The organism is Streptosporangium vulgare, from assembly GCF_042428775.1.
GTDB classification, from domain to species: domain Bacteria; phylum Actinomycetota; class Actinomycetes; order Streptosporangiales; family Streptosporangiaceae; genus Streptosporangium; species Streptosporangium vulgare.
The window spans coordinates 59,708-79,271 of record NZ_JBHMBS010000020.1; the positions used below are offsets into that span (position 1 = coordinate 59,708).

The window sequence follows — 19,564 nt, forward strand, 5'->3', positions numbered from 1 at the left end:
AAGTGGGTCACCAGAGCGGGGCACCGGTCAGGAGCGGATCAGAGGCGGGTCAGGGCGCGGCCGGGGGGCCGACCCGGCGGGAGCGCGTCCTGGAGTGCCCCCGTCCTCGGCGCAGCGTGCTCAGCACCGCCATCACCAGCCAGGCGAGGAAGACGAACTTGAGCACCCCGAACCCGCCGATCAGCACCCCGGCCACCATCACCGGGATGATCAGGGGGAAGAACGGCGGCCCGCCGCGGTGCCCCATGTGGTGGTGCTTCCAGCCCCGGTGGCCCTTGGGACGGTGGGGGCCCCAGGGGTGGGCGTGCGCGTGGTGCCGGTGGCCCGGCCCCCAGGGCCCTCCGCCCGGCCCCCACGGTCCTCTCCCCGCGCCCCAGGGAGCCCCCGCGCCCCAGGGACCCCAGGTGTCCTCGGACTCCTCCGGCCGGGGAGCGCTCGGGCCGGGCAGGTCCGCGCTCACCCGGGCCAGTTCGCCGCCGGTCCGCGCGGACAGGATCAGTTCGAGGCGCTCGTCGAGCTCCTCGCGGGTCAGGCGGCCCTGCACGTAGTGCTCGCGCAGGGACTCCATCGCCACGTCACGCTCGGCGTCTCCGATACGGAGGTCGTCTCGGGGGGTCATGGTCGGGTCACTCCTCGCCGGTGTCGCCGTCGGCCAAGATCTGGTAGAGCTTGCGGCGCGTCTCGACCAGGGTCTGCTTGGCCTGCCGGATCTGCGTGTCGCTGCCGGTCTGCAGGATCTGGAGCATGGCGAAGCCCGACTGGCGGGCGATGTCCATCAGCTCCCAGGTGTTGTCGTCGACGTCGGGCGTCATCTCCTCCCACGGGGCGCGAACCTCGTCGGAGTGCTCGGCCACGTAGGCGCGCCCGGCGTCGGTGAGGCCGAAGGTCTTGCGGCCCTCGTTCTCCTCGGCCAGGACCAGGCCCTCGTCGGTGAGCTGCTGCAGGGCCGGGTAGACCGCTCCCGGGCTGGGCTTCCAGCCGCCCTCGCTGCGCCGCTCGATCTCCTGGATGATCTGGTAGCCGTTGTGTGAGGACTCGGTGAGCAGGGCGAGGATCGCCGCGCGGACGTCGCCGCGCTTCGCCTTGCGCCCCTTCCCGAACGGCGGGCCGCCGAAGGGGCCCCCGCCGAACGGGCCTCTGCCCCCCCTGCCGCCCCGGCCCATGTCCCAGGGGAACCCGCCGAAGGGGAAGGGGCCGCGGTGGCCGCGGTGCCGGTGCTCGCGAGGCCCGCCCTCGTGGTGCTCGTGGTGCGTGTGGTGTGGCGCGCGGGGGCCGTGCTCGGGGCCGCCCTCATGCCATCCTGCGGCCATCTGCCGCCATGCCTCCCTGGCCGCGCGCTTCATCTCGCGCCTCACCTCGGGGGATCCGAATCCGGACCAGGGGGCTCCCATCGCGTTGGACGGTGTCATGTCGTACCTCCATGCTGCGATCGTCTTTTGATCGCTCTCGATGCTTCAAAGATATATCGAGAACATTCTGTCGGCAACCTCATGTCACGAAATAGTGGTTCTGTGCGATCTGAGGCATATGACCGTTGGCGGCGCCGAGGTACCCTCGCCCGGCCGGCTAGCCCGGTCCGGCCGCCTCGTCGACCGGTCCGATCGCCCCGCCCATCTGGCTCGCGTACCGCCGATCCTCCGGGCCGGGGTCTGCGGGGGCGGCGGGGTCTGCGGGGGCCGCGGGGTCCGTGCCGGAGTCTCCGGGGGCGGACTGGCCTGGCAGGGGTCGCAGAGGCTTGGTTTTGCCGCCCTTTACACCCTTTTCGACTACTCTCACCGAGAGTAATCAGCCGTCGCTCCACGTAGAAGTGAGGCAGATCACGTAATTCTTGCCGGATTCTGGAACAAGTACTGAGACCTGCACGTTACAAAGGACGTAGACGGGATTCGTTCCGCGCCGGAAGGGCTGGGGGGTGCTTTCGGCGCGGAACGGTCCCGTCTGTCGTTTCCGCACGTCCCTTCTTGATCGCGACCCTCCCGGGCTCGCGTGCGGCCCTCCGGTGAAGACCCCCGGAGGACGTCTCGCCCCAGCCCCGCTCCGGTCCCGCCCCGTGAGGGCGATCACCGCGTCAAGACGCCTCCAGGCCGCCGTTCCCGGCACCATTCACCCGTTCCATCCGTTCCCCATTCGTAGGAAGATTCGGATGGCAGTCACCTCTCGTGAAGGGACGGGGAGATCGAAGCGGACCGTCGTCGCCCTCGGGCGACCCTGGATTCGGCCGGAAACGATCAGCACGCAGGCGCGGGAGGCGGCTCGCCCGCGCGACACGCCGACGGCGTGAAATGGCACGGTCCTCCATCTGGAGGAGGCTTTGACGTACAGTCTCCCGAGGTGATCTTGATGGGGGTTTTTGACCGATGATGGGGCATACGCATGCGCTGACGGGGGCGATCGCGTGGCTGGGGGTGGCGCCCGCGCTGGCCGCGCTGCCCCTGCTGACCGAGACGTCCAGGTTCATCGAGACCGGTGTCATGGTCAACGCGCTCAACCCGGCCGAGTTCGTCGCCGGGGCCATCATCTGCGCCGGTGCCGCGATGCTGCCGGACCTCGACCATCCGAGCGCGACGATCGCGCAGACGTTCGGGCCGGTCACCTGGGGGCTGAGCAAGGCGGTCTCCTGGCTCGCCGGAGGCCACCGCAACGCCACCCACTCGCTGGTGTTCGCGATCGCGACGGGCTTCGGCGCGCACTACCTGGCCAACACCTACCCGATCGGCCGCGACATCCTGGTGATCCTGCTCATCGGCCTGGCGCTGCGGGCGATCGGCATCGGCATCCCGGGCAAGAAGTTCGCCTCGGCGATGCTCAACATCGGCATGACGGCCGGGCTGTTCGTGGTGTTCCGCAGCGACAACGTGGGATACGCCTGGCTGGGGCTCGCGGTCGCGATCGGGTGCCTCACCCACGTCGTGGGTGACTGCTGCACCGAGAAGGGCTGCCCGGTGCTCTGGCCGATGCGGCAGAAGTGGCTGCTGCCGTGGAAGATCGGCATCAAGACGGGCCGCGCCTTCGAGCAGAAGTTTCTCGCCCCGGTACTTTCCGTCGTCGTTCTCGGGCTGCTGTACCTCCGCCTCGCTCCGCAGTGATCATACTGGGGAGTAATTTGATGTCGAGATACCCGGAGGGATATCTTGATATCGAGACATCCGCTGCAACCTGTGAGTGACCTGCTAGTTAGGCATACCTAACGGTCGGGGGCGCTCGGGCGGTGCGGCAGGATTCAAACGCGCCCTATGTGCCGGCGCGCCAGACATCAGGTGATGAGGGAGGCGAACCGTGTCCGCGAACAGCTTCGGCAGTCGTGACACGCTCCGCGTCGGTGACGCGGGGTACGAGATCTACCGGCTGGACGCCGTGGAGGGGTCGGGGCGTCTCCCGTACAGCCTGAAGATCCTTCTGGAGAACCTGCTCCGCACGGAGGACGGCGCGAACATCACCGCCGACCACATCCGCGCGATCGGCCAGTGGGACCCGAAGGCGGCCCCGAACGTGGAGATCCAGTTCACGCCGGCCCGCGTGATCATGCAGGACTTCACCGGCGTCCCGTGCGTCGTCGACCTGGCGACCATGCGCGAGGCCGTCCGCGACCTCGGCGGCGACCCGGCCAGGATCAACCCGCTCGCCCCGGCCGAGATGGTCATCGACCACTCGGTCATCGTCGACTTCTTCGGCGGCGCCGACTCCTTCCAGCGCAACGTCGACCGGGAGTACGAGCGCAACCGCGAGCGCTACCAGTTCCTGCGCTGGGGCCAGACCGCCTTCGACGAGTTCAAGGTCGTCCCGCCGGGCACCGGCATCGTGCACCAGGTCAACATCGAGCACCTGGCCCGCGTCGTGATGGTCCGCGACGGCAAGGCGTATCCGGACACCTGCGTCGGCACCGACTCCCACACCACGATGGAGAACGGCATCGGCGTCCTGGGCTGGGGCGTCGGCGGCATCGAGGCCGAGGCCGCGATGCTCGGCCAGCCGATCTCCATGCTCATCCCGCGCGTGGTCGGCTTCAAGCTGACCGGCAAGCTCCCCGCCGGGGCCACCGCCACCGACCTGGTGCTCACGATCACCGAGATGCTCCGCAAGCACGGCGTCGTCGGCAAGTTCGTGGAGTTCTACGGCGACGGCGTCTCCAGCGTGCCGCTGGCCAACCGGGCCACGATCGGCAACATGAGCCCCGAGTTCGGCTCCACCTGCGCGATCTTCCCGATCGACGGCCAGACGATCGACTACCTCACGCTGACCGGCCGCTCCGCCGAGCAGGTCGCCCTGGTCGAGGCCTACGCCAAGGCCCAGGGCATGTGGCTCGACCCCGAGGCCGAGGAGCCGGTCTTCTCCGAGTACATCGAGCTGGACCTGTCGACGGTCGTCCCGTCGATCGCCGGCCCCAAGCGTCCCCAGGACCGCATCGCGCTGTCGGACGCCAAGAGCGCCTGGCGCGCGGCGGTCAAGGACTACGTGTCGAGCGAGCAGGGCCCGCTCGACGAGGCGTCCGGCGAGTCGTTCCCGGCCTCCGACTCCCCGGCGGTCTCCCACGACGACAACGGCGACAAGCCGCACCCGGCCGACCTCGACGGCGAGCGCCCGCACAGGCGCGTGCGGGTCACGCTGGCCGACGGCACCGACTTCGAGATCGACCACGGCGTGGTCACCATCGCCGCGATCACCAGCTGCACCAACACCTCCAACCCGTACGTCATGATGGGCGCCGCGCTGCTCGCCAGGAACGCGGTCGAGAAGGGCCTGACCCGCAAGCCGTGGGTGAAGACCTCCCTCGCCCCCGGCTCGCAGGTCGTCACCGGCTACTTCGAGCGCTCCGGCCTGCAGCCGTACCTCGACAAGATCGGCTTCAACCTGGTCGGCTACGGCTGCACCACCTGCATCGGCAACTCGGGCCCGCTGCAGGAGGAGATCTCCGCCGCCATCCAGGAGAACGACCTCGCGGTCACCGCCGTGCTGTCGGGCAACCGCAACTTCGAGGGCCGGATCAACCCCGACGTCAAGATGAACTACCTGGCCTCGCCGCCGCTGGTCGTCGCCTACGCCCTCGCGGGCACCATGGACCTCGACCTGAACAACGAGCCGCTGGGGACGGGCTCGGACGGCGAGCCGGTGTTCCTCGCCGACATCTGGCCGGCGCCCGAGGAGATCGCGGCGGTCGTCGCCTCCTCGATCGACCAGGAGATGTTCCTGCACGACTACGCCGACGTGTTCAAGGGCGACGAGACCTGGCGCTCGCTGCCGATCCCGACCGGCAACACCTTCGAGTGGGACCCGGACTCGACCTACGTCCGCAAGGCCCCCTACTTCGAGGGCATGCCGCCCGAGCCGGAGCCGGTGACCGACATCTCCGGGGCCCGCGTGCTCGCGAAGCTGGGCGACTCGGTCACCACCGACCACATCTCCCCGGCAGGCGCGATCAAGGTCGGCACCCCCGCCGCCGACTACCTCAAGGAGAACGGCGTCGGGGTCAAGGACTTCAACTCCTACGGCTCGCGCCGGGGCAACCACGAGGTCATGATCCGCGGCACCTTCGCCAACATCCGGCTGAGGAACCTGCTGCTCGACGGCGTGGAGGGCGGCTACACCCGCGACTTCACCCTCGACGGCGGGCCGCAGTCCTTCATCTACGACGCCTCGGCCAACTACCAGGCCGCGGGCGTCCCGCTCGTGGTCCTGGCCGGCAAGGAGTACGGCTCGGGCTCCTCGCGCGACTGGGCGGCCAAGGGCACCGCGCTGCTCGGCGTCCGCGCCGTCATCGCCGAGTCCTACGAGCGCATCCACCGCTCCAACCTCATCGGCATGGGCGTGCTGCCGCTGCAGTTCCCCGAGGGCGAGACGGCGCAGTCGCTGGGCCTGACCGGCGAGGAGACCTTCGACGTCGTCGGCGTCGTGGCCCTCAACGAGGGCGGCGTCCCGCAGACCGTGACGGTCAGGGCCGACGGCAAGGAGTTCCAGGCGGTCGTGCGCATCGACACCCCCGGAGAGGCCGACTACTACCGGCACGGGGGCATCATGCAGTACGTCCTGCGCTCCCTGCTCGCCAAGAGCTGAGCAGGGGGGCGGGGCCGCACGTAAGCCCCGCCCGCACGGGGGCACACCCCGGACGAGAACCGCCCGGCGGGACACCATCCCGCCGGGCGGTTCCGTGCTTTCCGGGGGCTTTCGCGCGTCCTCGACATCCGAAGGCCCCGGGGATTTCCGGGGGCGCCGCCGGGCGGGGGCCGCGGCGGAAGGGGAGAGGGCCGTGCCGTTTCTGGAAAAGGGCAGCTCAGAGCCGCGATCCCGGTAACGGCAGGGGAATCGGGAGGGGAAAGGGCCACCGGGACCCGGAGCGGTTAAGGGCGCGTTTCTGGATTGTTACCGGCCACAACAAACTTTACCTCTGGAGGGTCTGGCGCTCCAGGCCAACGGCGGAATACGTTGCCGCAAACAACATTCAACGGAACGGTGAGCCGAGACCCGGCACAGCCGTACCCGCGAATTCGGCATGCCGCACGTCCGTACCCCCCATTTTCGAAGAAAGGACCCGTGCACCATGCGCAAGGGGATCCTCAGCCTTACCGCCGCCGCCGCGGCGATGACCCTCGGCCTCACCGCTTGCGGGAGCGACAGCCCCGACACCAGCGCCCAGAGCGGTGCCTCCCCCGCTGAGAGCACGGCGGCCGCCGCGGGCAAGGTCGGCGTCATCCTTCCCGACAGCAAGTCCTCCGCCCGCTGGGAGACCGCGGACCGCAAGTACCTGGAGGAGGCGTTCAAGGCCGCGGGTGTCGCCTACGACATCCAGAACGCCCAGGGCGACAAGACCCAGTTCCAGACCATCGCCGACCAGATGATCACCAACGGCGCCACGGTCCTGATGATCGTCAACCTTGACAGCGGCACCGGCAAGGCCGTGCTCGACAAGGCCAAGGGGCAGGGCGTCGCCACCATCGACTACGACCGCCTCACCCTCAACGGCGGCGCCCAGTACTACGTCAGCTTCGACAACACCAAGGTCGGCACCCTGCAGGGTGAGGGCCTGGTGAAGTGCCTGACCGACAAGAAGGCCGAGAAGCCGATCGTCGCCGAGCTCAACGGCTCGCCGACCGACAACAACGCCACGCTGTTCAAGAACGGCTACGACGGCGTGCTCAAGGCCAAGTACGACTCCGGCGACTACGTCAAGGGCCCGGACCAGTCCGTCCCCGACTGGGACAACGCCCAGGCGGGCACGATCTTCGAGCAGATGCTCACCGAGCAGCCGAAGATCGCCGGCGTCCTGGCCGCCAACGACGGTCTCGGCAACGCCGCCATCTCGGTCCTGAAGAAGAACAACCTGAACGGCAAGGTCCCGGTCACCGGCCAGGACGCCACCGTGCAGGGCCTGCAGAACATCCTCGCTGGCGACCAGTGCATGACGGTCTACAAGGCGATCAAGAAGGAGGCCGACGCGGCCGCCGAGCTCGCCATCGGCCTGGCCAAGGGCGAGAAGCCCGCGGCGACCGGGAGCGTCAAGGACACCGAGAGCGGCGCCGACGTGCCCGCCGTCCTGCTCGACCCGCAGCCGATCTTCTTCGACAGCGTCAAGGACGTCGTCGCCGACGGCTTCGTGACCAAGGACGAGCTGTGCACCGGCGAGTTCGCCGCCAAGTGCACCGAGGCCGGAATCCAGTAGGGCGTGGAGGCGCGGCCGGTCGTCCCCCGGCACCGGCCGCGCCTCGCGCTCGATCGCGGCACACCTCATCCTGTGCGCCGGGAGACGCGGCAGGTGGACGTCTCCCGGCGCGCGGGGCGGGACGCCGCCCGCAGGCGCCCCAGCCGCGCGAGCTTCGCCGCGCGAAATGAACACAGGGAGCACAACCCCATGACCCCCGCACTGGAACTCCGCGGGATCGACAAGAGTTTCGGTCCCGTACAGGTCCTGCACGACGTCTCCCTCTCCGCGTACGCCGGAGAGGTGACCGCGCTGGTCGGCGACAACGGCGCAGGCAAGTCCACCCTCGTCAAGTGCGTCGGAGGCATCCACTCGATCGACTCCGGCGAGTACTTCTTCGACGGCAAGCCCGTCCAGATCGGCAGCCCGCGCGACGCGGCCGACCTGGGCATCGAGATCGTCTACCAGGACCTCGCGCTCTGCGACAACCTCGACATCGTCCAGAACATGTTCCTCGGCCGCGAGCACAAGCGCGGCATCGTCCTCGACGAGGACACGATGGAGGAGATGGCGGCCAGGACCCTGGAGAGCCTGTCGGTCAGGACCGTCAAGTCCATCCGCCAGCTCGTCGCCAGCCTCTCCGGCGGCCAGCGCCAGACGGTGGCCATCGCCAAGGCCGTGCTGTGGAACAGCAAGGTCGTCATCCTCGACGAGCCGACCGCCGCCCTCGGCGTCGCCCAGACGGCGCAGGTGCTGGAACTGGTCCGGCGCCTCGCCGACCAGGGCCTGGCCGTCGTCCTGATCTCGCACAACATGAACGACGTCTTCGCGGTGTCCGACCGGATCGCCACCCTCTACCTCGGCCGGATGGCGGCCCAGGTCAAGACCTCGGACGTCACCCACGCGCAGGTCGTCGAACTGATCACCTCTGGCCGCAGCGGGGACCTCGGCCTCACCAACGGAGTCACCGTATGACCGCCACGATTTCGCCGAAGACCGTACACGAGGCACCCTCGATCAGGACCAACGTCCGCGGCTACGCCGAGAGGGTACGCGGCGGCGACATGGGCGCGCTGCCCGCGGTGTTCGGGCTCGTGGTGCTCTGCACGATCTTCGCCATCCTGCGGCCCTCCTTCCTCACCTCGGGCAACTTCGCCAACCTGTTCACCCAGGGCGCCGCGGTCACCGTGATCGCCATGGGCCTGGTCTTCGTGCTGCTCCTCGGCGAGATCGACCTGTCGGCGGGCTTCGCCAGCGGTGTCTGCGCCGCGGTGCTCGCGATCATGCTCAGCAGCCAGGGGCTGCCCTGGTACGTGGCGGTGGGCGCGGCGATCCTCACCGGCGTGGTGATCGGCACCGCGATCGGCTCCATCGTCGCGAAACTCGGGATCCCGTCGTTCGTGGTGACGCTCGCGGCCTTCCTCGCCTTCCAGGGCCTGGTCCTGCTGCTCGTCAAGGGCGGCACCATCATCGCCATCCGCGACGAGACCATCCTGTCGATCGCCAACAAGAACCTCCCGCCCACGCTGGGCTGGATCCTGCTGGCCGTGGGCGTCGCCGCCTACGCCGGGCTCCAGCTGACGCGTTCCCGCAAGCGCGCCTCCCGGGGCCTCACCTCCGACCCGATCTCGCTGATCGCGGTCAGGGTCGGCGCGCTCGCGCTGCTCGGCGGCCTCGCCGTCTACTTCCTCAACATCGAGCGCAGCCGCAACGTCGCGGTCGTCTCCCTGGCGGGCGTGCCGCTCGTGGTGCCCATCATCGTGGTGCTGCTGCTGATCCTGACGTTCGTGCTCCGCCGTACGGCGTACGGACGCCACCTGTACGCGGTCGGCGGCAACGCCGAGGCCGCGCGCCGGGCGGGCATCAACGTCGACCGGATGAAGATCAGCGCCTTCGTGATCTGTTCCTCCATGGCGGCCGTCGGCGGCATCATCGCCGCCTCGCGGGCCAGCTCGGTCGACCCCAACACCGGCGGCAGCAACGTGCTGCTGTACGCGGTCGGCGCCGCCGTCATCGGCGGCACCAGCCTGTTCGGCGGCAAGGGCCGGGTGCTGGACGCCATCCTCGGCGGTGCCGTGGTCGCGGTCATCGAGAACGGCATGGGCCTGATGGGCTACAGCTCCGGGGTGAAGTTCATGGTGACCGGATCGGTCCTGTTGCTGGCCGCCATGGTGGACGCGCTGTCCCGCAAGCGGGCGGCCGCCACTGGTCTAAGGTGATCAGCGACTCCGATTCACCGAAGGAACATCACGTCATGCGGGCAGGCCCCTCCCAGGAGGAGATCAGGCGTCACAACCTCGGGGCCCTGCTTCGGCACGTCCACCTGAGCGGCCCCACCTCGCGTGCGGAACTCACCAACCGGATGGGCCTCAACCGCAGCACCATCATGGCCCTCACCGCCGACCTGACCGCCGCGGGGCTGGTCAGGGAGGAACTCCCCAGGGAGACGGGCAGGGCGGGGCGTCCGTCCCTGGTCGTCCGCCCGGAGTCGGCGCGGGTCTACGTGTTCGCCCTCGACGTGGGCGTCGACCGGCTGGTCGCCGCCCGCGTCGGCCTGGGCGGCACCATCCTCGACCGCCGCGAGACGGTACGGCGGCGCGGGGACTTCTCCCTGGAGGAGATCGTCGGCCCGCTCGCCGCCTTCGTCCGGCAGATGCACCGCAGGACCCGCCCCGACACGGTGTGCGTCGGAGTGGCGGCGGCCTTCTCCGGAGGGGTGGGGCGCGGCGACGGCGTCGTCAGGTTCGGCCCCAACATGGTCACCGTGGACGACGTGCCGTTCGCCGACGAGATGGGCCGGCGGCTGGCCTTCGGGCTGCCGATCACCGTCGGCAACGACGCCAACCTCGCCGCCCTCGCCGAGCAGACCCGGGGTGTCGGCGTCGGCTGCCGCGACCTCGTCTACCTCCACGGCGACGTCGGCATCGGCGGGGGAGTGATCGTCAACGGCCAGTTGCTCGGCGGCCACCTGGGCTTCGGCGGCGAGGTCGGGCACATGATCGTCAACCCCGACAAGGGGCGGCTCTGCGGGTGCGGCTCGCACGGCTGCCTGGAGGCGGAGGTCGGGGAGCGCGCCTTCCTGGAGGCCGCGGGCCGCTTCGGCTCCCGGGTCGGCAGGGACGCCGTCCGCGCCGCGGTCGACGCCGCCGACCGGGGAGACGTCGTCGCGCAGGCGGCCCTGAGCCGCGTCGGCGACTGGCTCGGCCTGGGTGTCTCCAACCTCGTCAACCTGTTCAACCCCGAGATGGTCGTCTTCGGGGGCACGCTCAGGGAGATCTATCTCGGCTCCGCCGCGCAGGTCCGCAGCCGCCTCGCCCTCGACGCCCTGCCCCCGTGCCGCGAGCACCTGCGCCTGCGCACCTCGGCCCTCGGCGATGACGCCACCCTCGTCGGCGCCGCCGAACTGGCCTTCTCCCAGGTCCTCGCCGACCCTCTCGAAGTCCTCGCCCGCGCGGGCTCCTGATCCCGCGCGGTTCCCGGTATCCGATCCCAAACTCCTCGCAGGTATCTGCTCCTGACCACATTCGGCCATGTGCTTTTAATCATGAAATTTGGTGACTTGTGGTGGATTATGCCTATTAGGGGTTTTTGGCAGCTCAAGCAGCACTTGTGGCTTATGGGGGGAGCGGGTTACATTCCTGACGATCATTTGTGAGCGGGCTGGGAACTTCCTGTAAGGCATCCTCGCCTGGCGGTCTCGCGCGCCCGAACAGGGCTCCCTGATTGTCGACGGGTCGGAGGATGACGGCACATGGGCCGTTCTGCTTGGCTGCTCGGAAACGTTCGCCTGCTGCGCTGGGCGGTGATGGCGACACTGTTCCTCGCCGTCCCCGGACTGGTCCAGTTGACGGCGGAACCCGCCAGGGCGGAACCGGCACCCCCGGTGCAGCCGGTCACCCCGGTGCAGATGACGGGGTCGGCCCAGGGTCGCCCCACCCTCACGGACGCGAGCGCGACCATGGCGAAGGCGGACAGGCCGGCCGGTCCCGTCGTGAAGCCCAAATGGCCCAAGAGGGCCCTGCGCCCGGACTCGCGCCCCCTCCACCGGCGGACGGCGGAGCGCGGACCGGAGAAGCAGACGGGCATGTCGAGGAAACCGGCGGAGGCCTCGCGGAAGGCCGTCGCGTCCCTGCTGGCCGCAGACTGCCTGTACTCCGCCTGGTCGAGTTTCCTGACCTACGCCACGGGCGACACCGTCTCCTACAACGGTCACGACTGGTTCGCCGTCCAGCCGTTGCGGGGTACGGCACCGGACGACTCCCGGTGGATGGACATGGGAGTCTGCGACACCAGTGCGGGGACGATCTCCCCCGAGATCGTGGACATGTTCCCCGACGACGGGGCTTCCGTCTCCTCGCTGACCCCGCTGCTCGTGGCCCACGCCATCTCCTCCGACGGAGGGGACACCCCGCTGCGCTACACCTTCGACGTCTGCCGGACCTTCGAGGAGGAGCCGGGGGAGTTCCCCTTCCCGATTCCTCCGGTCGAGGAGGAGGACTGGTGCTGGTCGTCGGGGCTCCAGCCCGCCGGGGTCAACACCATCCGGGTGCCCGCGGGCCGGCTCGCGTGGGGGAAGAACTATGTCTGGTCGTTCAGCGCCACCGACACCTCCAATGACACGCAGAAGAGTTCGCAGCAGCTGACCTTCACCACCGGGGTCCGTCAGCACGGCATCACCTCCCAGCTCACCGCGCGGGGAGCGAACGGCCAGGAGTTCCACCAGCTGGCCGGGAACTACACGACGGCCTTCGTGGACGCGTCGGTCAAGACCGCCGGCCCCCAGCTCAACGTGACGCGCTCCTACAACAGCCAGGACCCCCGCACCACCGGCATGTTCGGCGCCGGATGGTCGACCCGGTTCGACATGGGGATCAGAACCGAGGCGTTCGAGGCGGGCACCGCCCTGCTGGTCACCTACCCGGACGGGCGCAGGCTCCGGTTCGCCCCCAGCGGTGACGGGACCTTCCAGCCGCCTCCCGGCATGCACGCCACGCTCGCGGAGGTCCCCGGCGGAGGCTGGCGGCTGATGGACAAGTCCTCCACCTCCTACGCGTTCGACGCGACAGGCCGGTTGACCAGGGTCAGCGACAGCAGGGGCCGGGCTCAGAACCTCACCTACGGCGGCGACGGCAGGCTCGCCAGGGTCGTCGCGGACGGCGGCAGGTCGCTCACGTTCACCTGGACCGGCGCCCAGGTCACCTCCGTCTCCACCGACCCCGTCGGTGGTGTCTCGCTCACCTGGACCTACCAGTACGAGGCGGGCAAGCTCGTCAAGGCGTGCTCGCCGGTAGCGGCGCCCAACTGCACCTCGTACACCTACGGTTCCGGCTCGCAGTACCAGAGCGTGATCCAGGACGCCGACCCCGCCGGGTACTGGCGGTTCGGTGAACCCCCGACCGTTCCGAGACCCGAGCCGACGGGCCCGCCCGATCCCTTCTGCGAGTTCTACCCCGAAGAGTGCGAGGGAACGCCGACCACCACGGCGGCCGGCCTGGGATGGGCCGCCGGCGGTGCCGACTACCAGGGGGTGACCCTCGGCCAGATCGGGGCGCTCACCGGGTCGGGCAACGGCACGGCCACCTTCTCCTCGGCGGAGGAGAACGTCAGCGAGGTGAGGCTTCCCGAGCACGTCGTCCCCAGGCTGGGCTCCGACCTGGCGGTCGAGGCATGGTTCAAGACCACCTCCCATGGCATCGTCCTGTCCCTCAACGACACCATGGGCGACTGGTTCGGCGAGAGCGTGCCCGCGATCTACGTGGGTATCGACGGCAAGCTCCGGGGCCAGTTCCGCACCGGCCGCGGCGCCGCCGGGGTCATCTCGCCCATCACCTCCGCCGCCCCGGTCAACAACAACCAGTGGCACCACGTGGTCCTGTCGGCGACCGGTCAGACCCAGACGCTCTACCTCGACGGCCAGCAGGTCGGGACCCTCGCCCGCAAGGCGGACAACAGCTGGCTGCCGCAGGCCGTCGTGGGTAACGGGTTCATCCTGGACAACTGGCCGGCGACGTCCTCGCAGCCTGACGACTTCGTCAGGCTCCCCTTCAACGGCCAGATCGACGAGTTCGCCCTCTACGACACGCCGCTCTCCGCCGCGCAGGTCGCCGCGCACTACACCGCCGCCCGCACCGCGGTGCCGTACAAGCTCGCCAAGATCACTCTGCCGTCGGGCCGGGTGTGGGCCGAGAACGTCTACGACGCCGCGACGGAGCGGATCAAGACGCACACCGACCAGCACGGAGGCACCTGGAAGGTCGGTGTGCCGGTCTTCAACCCGGAGACCGGCATGTCGGTGGTCACGGTCACCGACCCGCACGACGGCAAACTCCTCTACGAGCACGACGCGCTGCGCGGCTACCGCCTGGTCTCCGAGACCGACCAACTCGGCAAGAAGAGCGTCACCGAGTACGACGAGGGCGGCTTCCCGTACATGGAGACCAACCGCAACGGAGAGCTCTCCTACTTCGCGCACGACAAACGGGGCAACCGGATCTTCGAGGCGCAGTGCGGCAGCGACTGGAGCGGCCCCTTCCCGTGCACGACGGAGTACAACTCCTACTACCTGAACGCTTCCAACGAGTTCGACGCCCGCAACGACCAGCTCGTCGTCTCGCGCGACGGAAGGTCGGCGTCGGAGACCGACGACACCTACGCGACCCGCTGGGAGTTCGACGCCTTCGGCGACCTGCTCAAGGAGACGACCCCGCCGACCCCTGACTTCCCCAACGGCCGGTCCTCGACGTACGCCTACACCGACGGCACCGAAGCCGCCGTGGGCGGCGGCCTGACCCCCGCTGGGCTGCTGGAGTCGGAGAAGGACGCCAAGGGCAACGAGACCACCTACCGCTACACCGTCTCCGGCGACCTGGCCGAGGAGAAGGACCCGTCGAACCTGGTGACGACGTACGGCCACGACGAGCTCGGCCGGGTCACGTCGAGGAAGGAGGTGTCGCAGGCCCACCCCGACGGCATCACGACCAGGTTCGCCTACGACGGCGCGGGCCGCCTCGTGACCCACACCGGGGCAGGGGTCAAGAACGAGGTCACCGGTGTCACGCACACCACCGAGACACGCTCGGCGTACGACGCCGACGGCCTCAAGCTGAGCGAGACCGTCGTCGACCTCACCGGGGGCGACCCCGAGCGCAAGGTCGCCTACACCTACGACACGTACGGCCGGGTGGAAACGATCACCGGCGCCGAGGGCGGGGTGATCCGGCACGCCTGGGACCACACCGGCGCGCGTACCGGCACGACCGACGAACTGGGCAACGTCCTGAGCTACGCCTACACCGTACGGGGCGAGCTGGCCTCGCGCACCCTGAAGAACTGGCGGGGCAGCCCGGTCAACCCGCAGACACCCAGGGACCTGGTCCTGGAGTCCTTCACCTACGACCCCGAGGGCCGCCTGGCCACCAGGACCGACGTGATGGGCCGCAAGCTGTCGCGCACCTACTTCCCCGACGACTCCCCGGCCCAGATCGTCGCCGACGACGTCAGGCTGAACGACGAGACCGTGACCAGGGACGTGATCCTGGAGGACAACACCTACGACGAGGCCGGGAACCTCACCAGGCAGCGCACCGGGGACGGGGCCGAGGAGACCGTCTACGTCTACGACGCCGCCGACCGCCTCACCTCCGAGACGTTCGACCCCCACGGCCTGGCCCGCAAAACGGCCTACGTCTACGACGCCAACGACAACGTGGTCAAGGAGACCTCGACCGCCGCCGGGACGACCCGCTCGGAAGTGATCGAGTCCGCCTACAACGCCGACGACCTGCTGACGCGCAGGACGGTGGAGAACGGCGCCCAGGACATCGTCACCACCTGGACGGTCGACGACCGCGGCCTGGTCGTCGCGATGACCGAGCCGCGGGGCAACGTGCCGGGCGCGAACGCCGCCGACTTCACCACCGCCTACCGCTACGACACGGCCGAGCAGCTGATCGAGGTCAAGGCGCCGCAGGTCAAGGTGGAGAAGGCCGGGACGGTGACCGACGCCCGCCCGACCCTCAGGTACGGCTACGACGGCGCGGGCCGCAGGACGCACTCGGTCGACGCCGAGGGCCGGACCACCACGAAGGCCTTCGATCGGCTGGGCCGCACCACCTCGGTGACGGGCGCGACCTACACCCCGCCCGGCGGCAGCACGCTGACCCCGAAGACGAGCTACGCCTACGACGCCGCGGGCAGGGTCACCAAGTACACCGACGCCCGCGGATCGGTGTGGAGCACCGAGTACGACGCGCTGGACAACCGGGTGCGCGTGACCGAACCGGGGCCGAACGGCCAGCCGGGCGGCCAGTGGACCTACGAATACGACACCGCGGGTGAGCTGCTGGCGAGCGTCAACCCCCTGGGCGCGCGGACGCAGGCGACCTACGACGGCCTTGGCCGCCAGGTCACCGCGACGATCGTGGAGCGCAAGCCGACGCTGAAGACGTTGATCACCCGGATGGAGTACGACGAGTCCGGCAACAAGGTCAAGGAGACCTCACCCGGCGGGCGAGTCGTCAGGTACGAGGTCAACCCCGCCGGAGAGGTCACCGCCGAGACCGACCCCCTGGACGACGTGACCAGGTACGAGTACGACCTGGCCGGCCGTACCGTCAAGGTCACCGACCCCCTCGGCAACGCCTCCGTCACCGAGTACGACCTGGCCGGCAGGGAGACCGCGGTCAAGGACCTCAACGACTCCGGAGCGGTGCAGCGCACGTTCGGCACGGAGTACGACGTGGCGGGCAACCCGGTCACCGAGACCTCGGGCGAAGGCCGGGTCGTGCGGCGCTCGTACGACCCGACCGGCGCGATGGTCGAGCTGGTGGAACCGGTCACGGCCACCGACTCGATCACGACCACCTTCGGGTACGACGCGAACGGCGAGATGACCCGGAGCACCGACGGGCGGGGCAACACCGTCTGGACGGCCTACAACAGCCTCGGCCTGCCGGAGTCGGTGATCGAGCCCGTCACGCAGGCGCACCCGGCGGCGGCCGACCGGACGTGGACCACCGCCTACGACGCGGCCGGCAACACCACCGCCGTCGTGCAGCCCGGCGGAGTCCGCGTCGACAGGGAGTACGACCACCTCGGGCGGCTCACCAAGGAAACCGGCACGGGCGCGCAGGCCGCCACCCCGGTGCGTGCCTACGGCTACGACCTGGCCGGGCGGGACACCGCCATCGGCGACTACAACCTGGAGTACGACGACAGGGGACTGCTGACCAAGGTCTCCAAGGGAACCGCCCAGGTGGCCGCCTTCGCCTACGACGACATGGGCAACGTGACCCAGCGGGTGGACCCGTCCGGGACGGCGACCTTCGGCTGGGACACCGACGACCGGCTGAAAACGGCGGGCGAACCCGTGACGGGGCGCTCCTTCACCTACGGCTACGACGACGCCGACCGGCTGACCTCGCTGACCTCGGCGACACCGAGGACGACGCAGGCGTTCGGCTACGACGCCATGGACCGCATCACCAGCCACTCGCTCAAGAACGCCGCCGACACCGAGATCGCGAAGATCACCTACGGCTGGAACAAGGACGACAGCCTCGTCTCCAAGACGACGACCGGCACCGCCGGCGCCGGTGCCAACACCTACGGCTACGACCACGCCGGGCGGATGACCTCGTGGAAGGCGCCGAACGGGAACGTCACCACCTACGAGTGGGACGCCTCGGGCAACCGTACCCGAGCCGGGAGCGAGACCTTCGTCTACGACCAGCGCAACCGGGTGACCTCAGGCGGCGGGACGGACTACACCTACACGCCGCGCGGCACGCTGGCCACCGAGACCACCGGCGGGGTCACCAGGAACCTGACGTTCGACGCCTTCGACCGGCTGGTCGCCGACGGGGACGCCACCTACGCCTACGACGGCCTCGGCCGCCTGGCCTCCCGTACCCAGGGGGGCTCGACGGAGAACTTCGCCTACTCGGGGCTGGAGAACGACGTCGTCGCGGTGACCGACGGGGCGGGCGCCGTCCAGGCCAGGTATGGCAGGGACCCGTCCGGTGACCTGCTCGGACTCAAGGAGGGGACCGCCGCCGCCGTCGGGGTGATGACCGACCAGCACGGTGACCTGGTGGGCACCTTCTCCGGCACCGCGCTGGTCGACTCCACCGCCTACGACCCGTACGGCGAGGTGACGGCCAGGACCGGGACGGCCTCCAGGCTGGGCTACCAGGGGGAGTACACCGACCCGGCCACCGGCAAGGTGAACATGCACGCCCGCTGGTACGTGCCCGGCACCGGAGGGTTCGCCTCGCGTGACGACGTGGCGCTGAGCCCGTACCCGTCGATCAACCTCAACCGCTACACCTACGCCATGGGCGACCCGATGTCGCTCGACGACCCGACCGGGAACTGCCCGTTCTGCATCCCACTGCTGTTCCACGCCGCGCGGATCGCGGCGCAGATCATCGCCCGGCAGATCGCACAGCGGATCGCCGCCGAGGCCGCCAAACGGCTCGCGGCGGAGGCCGCCAAGCGGCTCGCCGCCGAGGCGGCGAAGAGATTCGCCAAGCAGGCCGCGAAACAGGCCGCGAAGAAGGCCGCCAAGCAGGCCGCGAAGAAAGCGACCAAGCAGGGCGCCAAGAAGGCCGCGAAACAGGGAGCCAAGAAGGCGGCCAAGCAGGGGATCAAGAAGGGCGTCAAGCAGGCCGTCAAGAAGGGCATCAAGCAGGCCCGCAAACAGGTCGGCAAGCGGGTGACCAAGCAGGCCGTCAAGAAGGCGGCGAAGAAGGTCGCCAAGAAGACCGCGAAGTCCACCAAGAAAACGGTCAAGAAGGCCGCCAAGAAGGTCGCCAAGACCGTCAAGAAGACCGCCAAGAAGGCTAAGTCCAAGGGCAAGTCGACCAAGGCGAGGCAGCAGCAGAAGAACGAGATCGCCACCGAGATAGGTGGTGACGCCGGTGACGTCGGCACCGCCGAGCCGGTCGACCTGGGCATCGAGTTCTGCGGCAGCTTCAGGGCCTGTGTGAAGGACGCCGTCGAGGATCTCGTCGAGAACACCGTCGACGACCTCGTCGACGACCTCATCGACGAGGTCGCCCCCGACCTGCCCGTGGACCTTCCCGGAGTGGGAGGCTCGTGTGACCGCGGGCGCAAGCCCAACAGCTTCGTGCCCGGCACCCAGGTCCTGATGGCCGACGGCTCCACCAGGGCCATCGAGGACGTCAGAGTCGGCGACCACGTCGCGGCCACCGACGTCGACTCGGGCGTCACCGAGGCCAGGCCCGTCACCACCCTGATCACCGGAGACGGCGTCAAGAACCTGGTCCGCGTCACCGTCGACCTCGACGGCTCCCGCGGTGACGCCATCGACGTGATCACCGCCACGGACGAGCACCCGTTCTGGATCCCGTCGCTGCGCGAATGGGTGAACGCCGGCGACCTCAAGCCGGGCATGTGGCTGCGCACCTCAGCCGGCACCCACGTCCAGATCACCGCGATCAAGAAGTGGACCGCCGTCCAACGCGTCCACAACCTGACGGTCGACGACCTGCACACCTACCATGTGGTCGCAGGCGATCAGGCGATTCTCGTTCATAACGACGGCCCGGGCGATGATCTGCCATTTCGTGACAAGAGTTGGCGGGATCAAGTCGGGAATGTGATGGCTCACATGGATGAATTTGGAGAGCCGCCTCCCGGTGTCCAGCAAGGCGGGAACAGGAAGTTGAAGAAGAAGGGAATCGGCGGAATCTACTCCGGCGGCGGGCTTCCCGAAAAGCCAGGGAATCCGTTCTATTATGTGGAATCCGATGTGTGGCCGGTGGAGGCCGGAAAGTCTAGGGATGACTACGACGGTCGCCTGGTGTTCGGTGCGGGCGGAGAGGCATACTTCTCCAAGCATTACGATGACAACGGGGGAAAGTTCGTCCAGATCAGGGGCGGATACCCCGAGTGCTGATTAGAGGCCGGGAA

At 69.2% G+C, this 19,564-nt stretch carries 9 protein-coding genes; 7 read left to right on the forward strand and 2 right to left on the reverse strand.

Translation table 11 applies throughout. The annotated features are described in order from the left end of the window. Positions 1-49: 49 nt before the first annotated feature. On the reverse strand, positions 50-619 hold the full coding sequence (locus ACFFRH_RS31755) for a DUF1707 SHOCT-like domain-containing protein (RefSeq protein WP_344748018.1): 570 nt from the start codon (positions 617-619) through the stop codon (positions 50-52). 7 nt (positions 620-626) lie between these two features. After that, positions 627-1,409 carry a PadR family transcriptional regulator gene (locus ACFFRH_RS31760; RefSeq protein WP_344748019.1) on the reverse strand — a complete coding sequence of 261 codons (783 nt, stop codon included), beginning with the start codon at positions 1,407-1,409 and terminating at the stop codon, positions 627-629. A gap of 951 nt (positions 1,410-2,360) precedes the next feature. Here ACFFRH_RS31760 and ACFFRH_RS31765 point away from each other — a divergent pair. From ACFFRH_RS31765 to ACFFRH_RS31795, 7 genes are all read left to right on the forward strand, one after another. Then, positions 2,361-3,086: a metal-dependent hydrolase gene (locus ACFFRH_RS31765; RefSeq protein WP_344748020.1), complete on the forward strand. Its 726-nt coding sequence runs from the start codon at positions 2,361-2,363 to the stop codon at positions 3,084-3,086. 190 nt (positions 3,087-3,276) lie between these two features. Next, a complete protein-coding gene (gene acnA / locus ACFFRH_RS31770; RefSeq protein ID WP_344748021.1) occupies positions 3,277-6,048 on the forward strand; it encodes an aconitate hydratase AcnA in 2,772 nt (923 codons plus the stop codon). 484 nt (positions 6,049-6,532) lie between these two features. After that, positions 6,533-7,651 carry a sugar ABC transporter substrate-binding protein gene (locus ACFFRH_RS31775; RefSeq protein ID WP_344748022.1) on the forward strand — a complete coding sequence of 373 codons (1,119 nt, stop codon included), beginning with the start codon at positions 6,533-6,535 and terminating at the stop codon, positions 7,649-7,651. Positions 7,652-7,840: 189 nt separating this feature from the next. Next, positions 7,841-8,605 carry an ATP-binding cassette domain-containing protein gene (locus tag ACFFRH_RS31780; RefSeq protein ID WP_344748023.1) on the forward strand — a complete coding sequence of 255 codons (765 nt, stop codon included), beginning with the start codon at positions 7,841-7,843 and terminating at the stop codon, positions 8,603-8,605. Continuing rightward, complete coding sequence (locus ACFFRH_RS31785; RefSeq protein WP_344748024.1) at positions 8,602-9,849, forward strand: sugar ABC transporter permease; 1,248 nt, start codon at positions 8,602-8,604, stop codon at positions 9,847-9,849. The genes ACFFRH_RS31780 and ACFFRH_RS31785 overlap by 4 nt, the downstream gene beginning before the upstream one ends. Before the next feature lie 35 nt (positions 9,850-9,884). Next, positions 9,885-11,093: an ROK family transcriptional regulator gene (locus ACFFRH_RS31790; protein WP_344748026.1), complete on the forward strand. Its 1,209-nt coding sequence runs from the start codon at positions 9,885-9,887 to the stop codon at positions 11,091-11,093. 288 nt (positions 11,094-11,381) lie between these two features. Continuing rightward, entirely contained in the window at positions 11,382-19,550 is an 8,169-nt protein-coding gene (locus ACFFRH_RS31795) for a polymorphic toxin-type HINT domain-containing protein (protein WP_344748027.1), read from the forward strand. Positions 19,551-19,564 lie beyond the last annotated feature (14 nt).

Bases quoted from the DNA above. Each gene is read 5' to 3' on its own strand.
- ACFFRH_RS31755 (WP_344748018.1), bottom strand. From the start codon at position 619: ATGACCCCCCGAGACGACCTCCGTATCGGAGACGCCGAGCGTGACGTG.
- ACFFRH_RS31760 (WP_344748019.1), bottom strand. From the start codon at position 1,409: ATGACACCGTCCAACGCGATGGGAGCCCCCTGGTCCGGATTCGGATCC.
- ACFFRH_RS31765 (WP_344748020.1), top strand. From the start codon at position 2,361: ATGGGGCATACGCATGCGCTGACGGGGGCGATCGCGTGGCTGGGGGTG.
- ACFFRH_RS31775 (WP_344748022.1), top strand. From the start codon at position 6,533: ATGCGCAAGGGGATCCTCAGCCTTACCGCCGCCGCCGCGGCGATGACC.
- ACFFRH_RS31780 (WP_344748023.1), top strand. From the start codon at position 7,841: ATGACCCCCGCACTGGAACTCCGCGGGATCGACAAGAGTTTCGGTCCC.
- ACFFRH_RS31785 (WP_344748024.1), top strand. From the start codon at position 8,602: ATGACCGCCACGATTTCGCCGAAGACCGTACACGAGGCACCCTCGATC.
- ACFFRH_RS31790 (WP_344748026.1), top strand. From the start codon at position 9,885: ATGCGGGCAGGCCCCTCCCAGGAGGAGATCAGGCGTCACAACCTCGGG.
- ACFFRH_RS31795 (WP_344748027.1), top strand. From the start codon at position 11,382: ATGGGCCGTTCTGCTTGGCTGCTCGGAAACGTTCGCCTGCTGCGCTGG.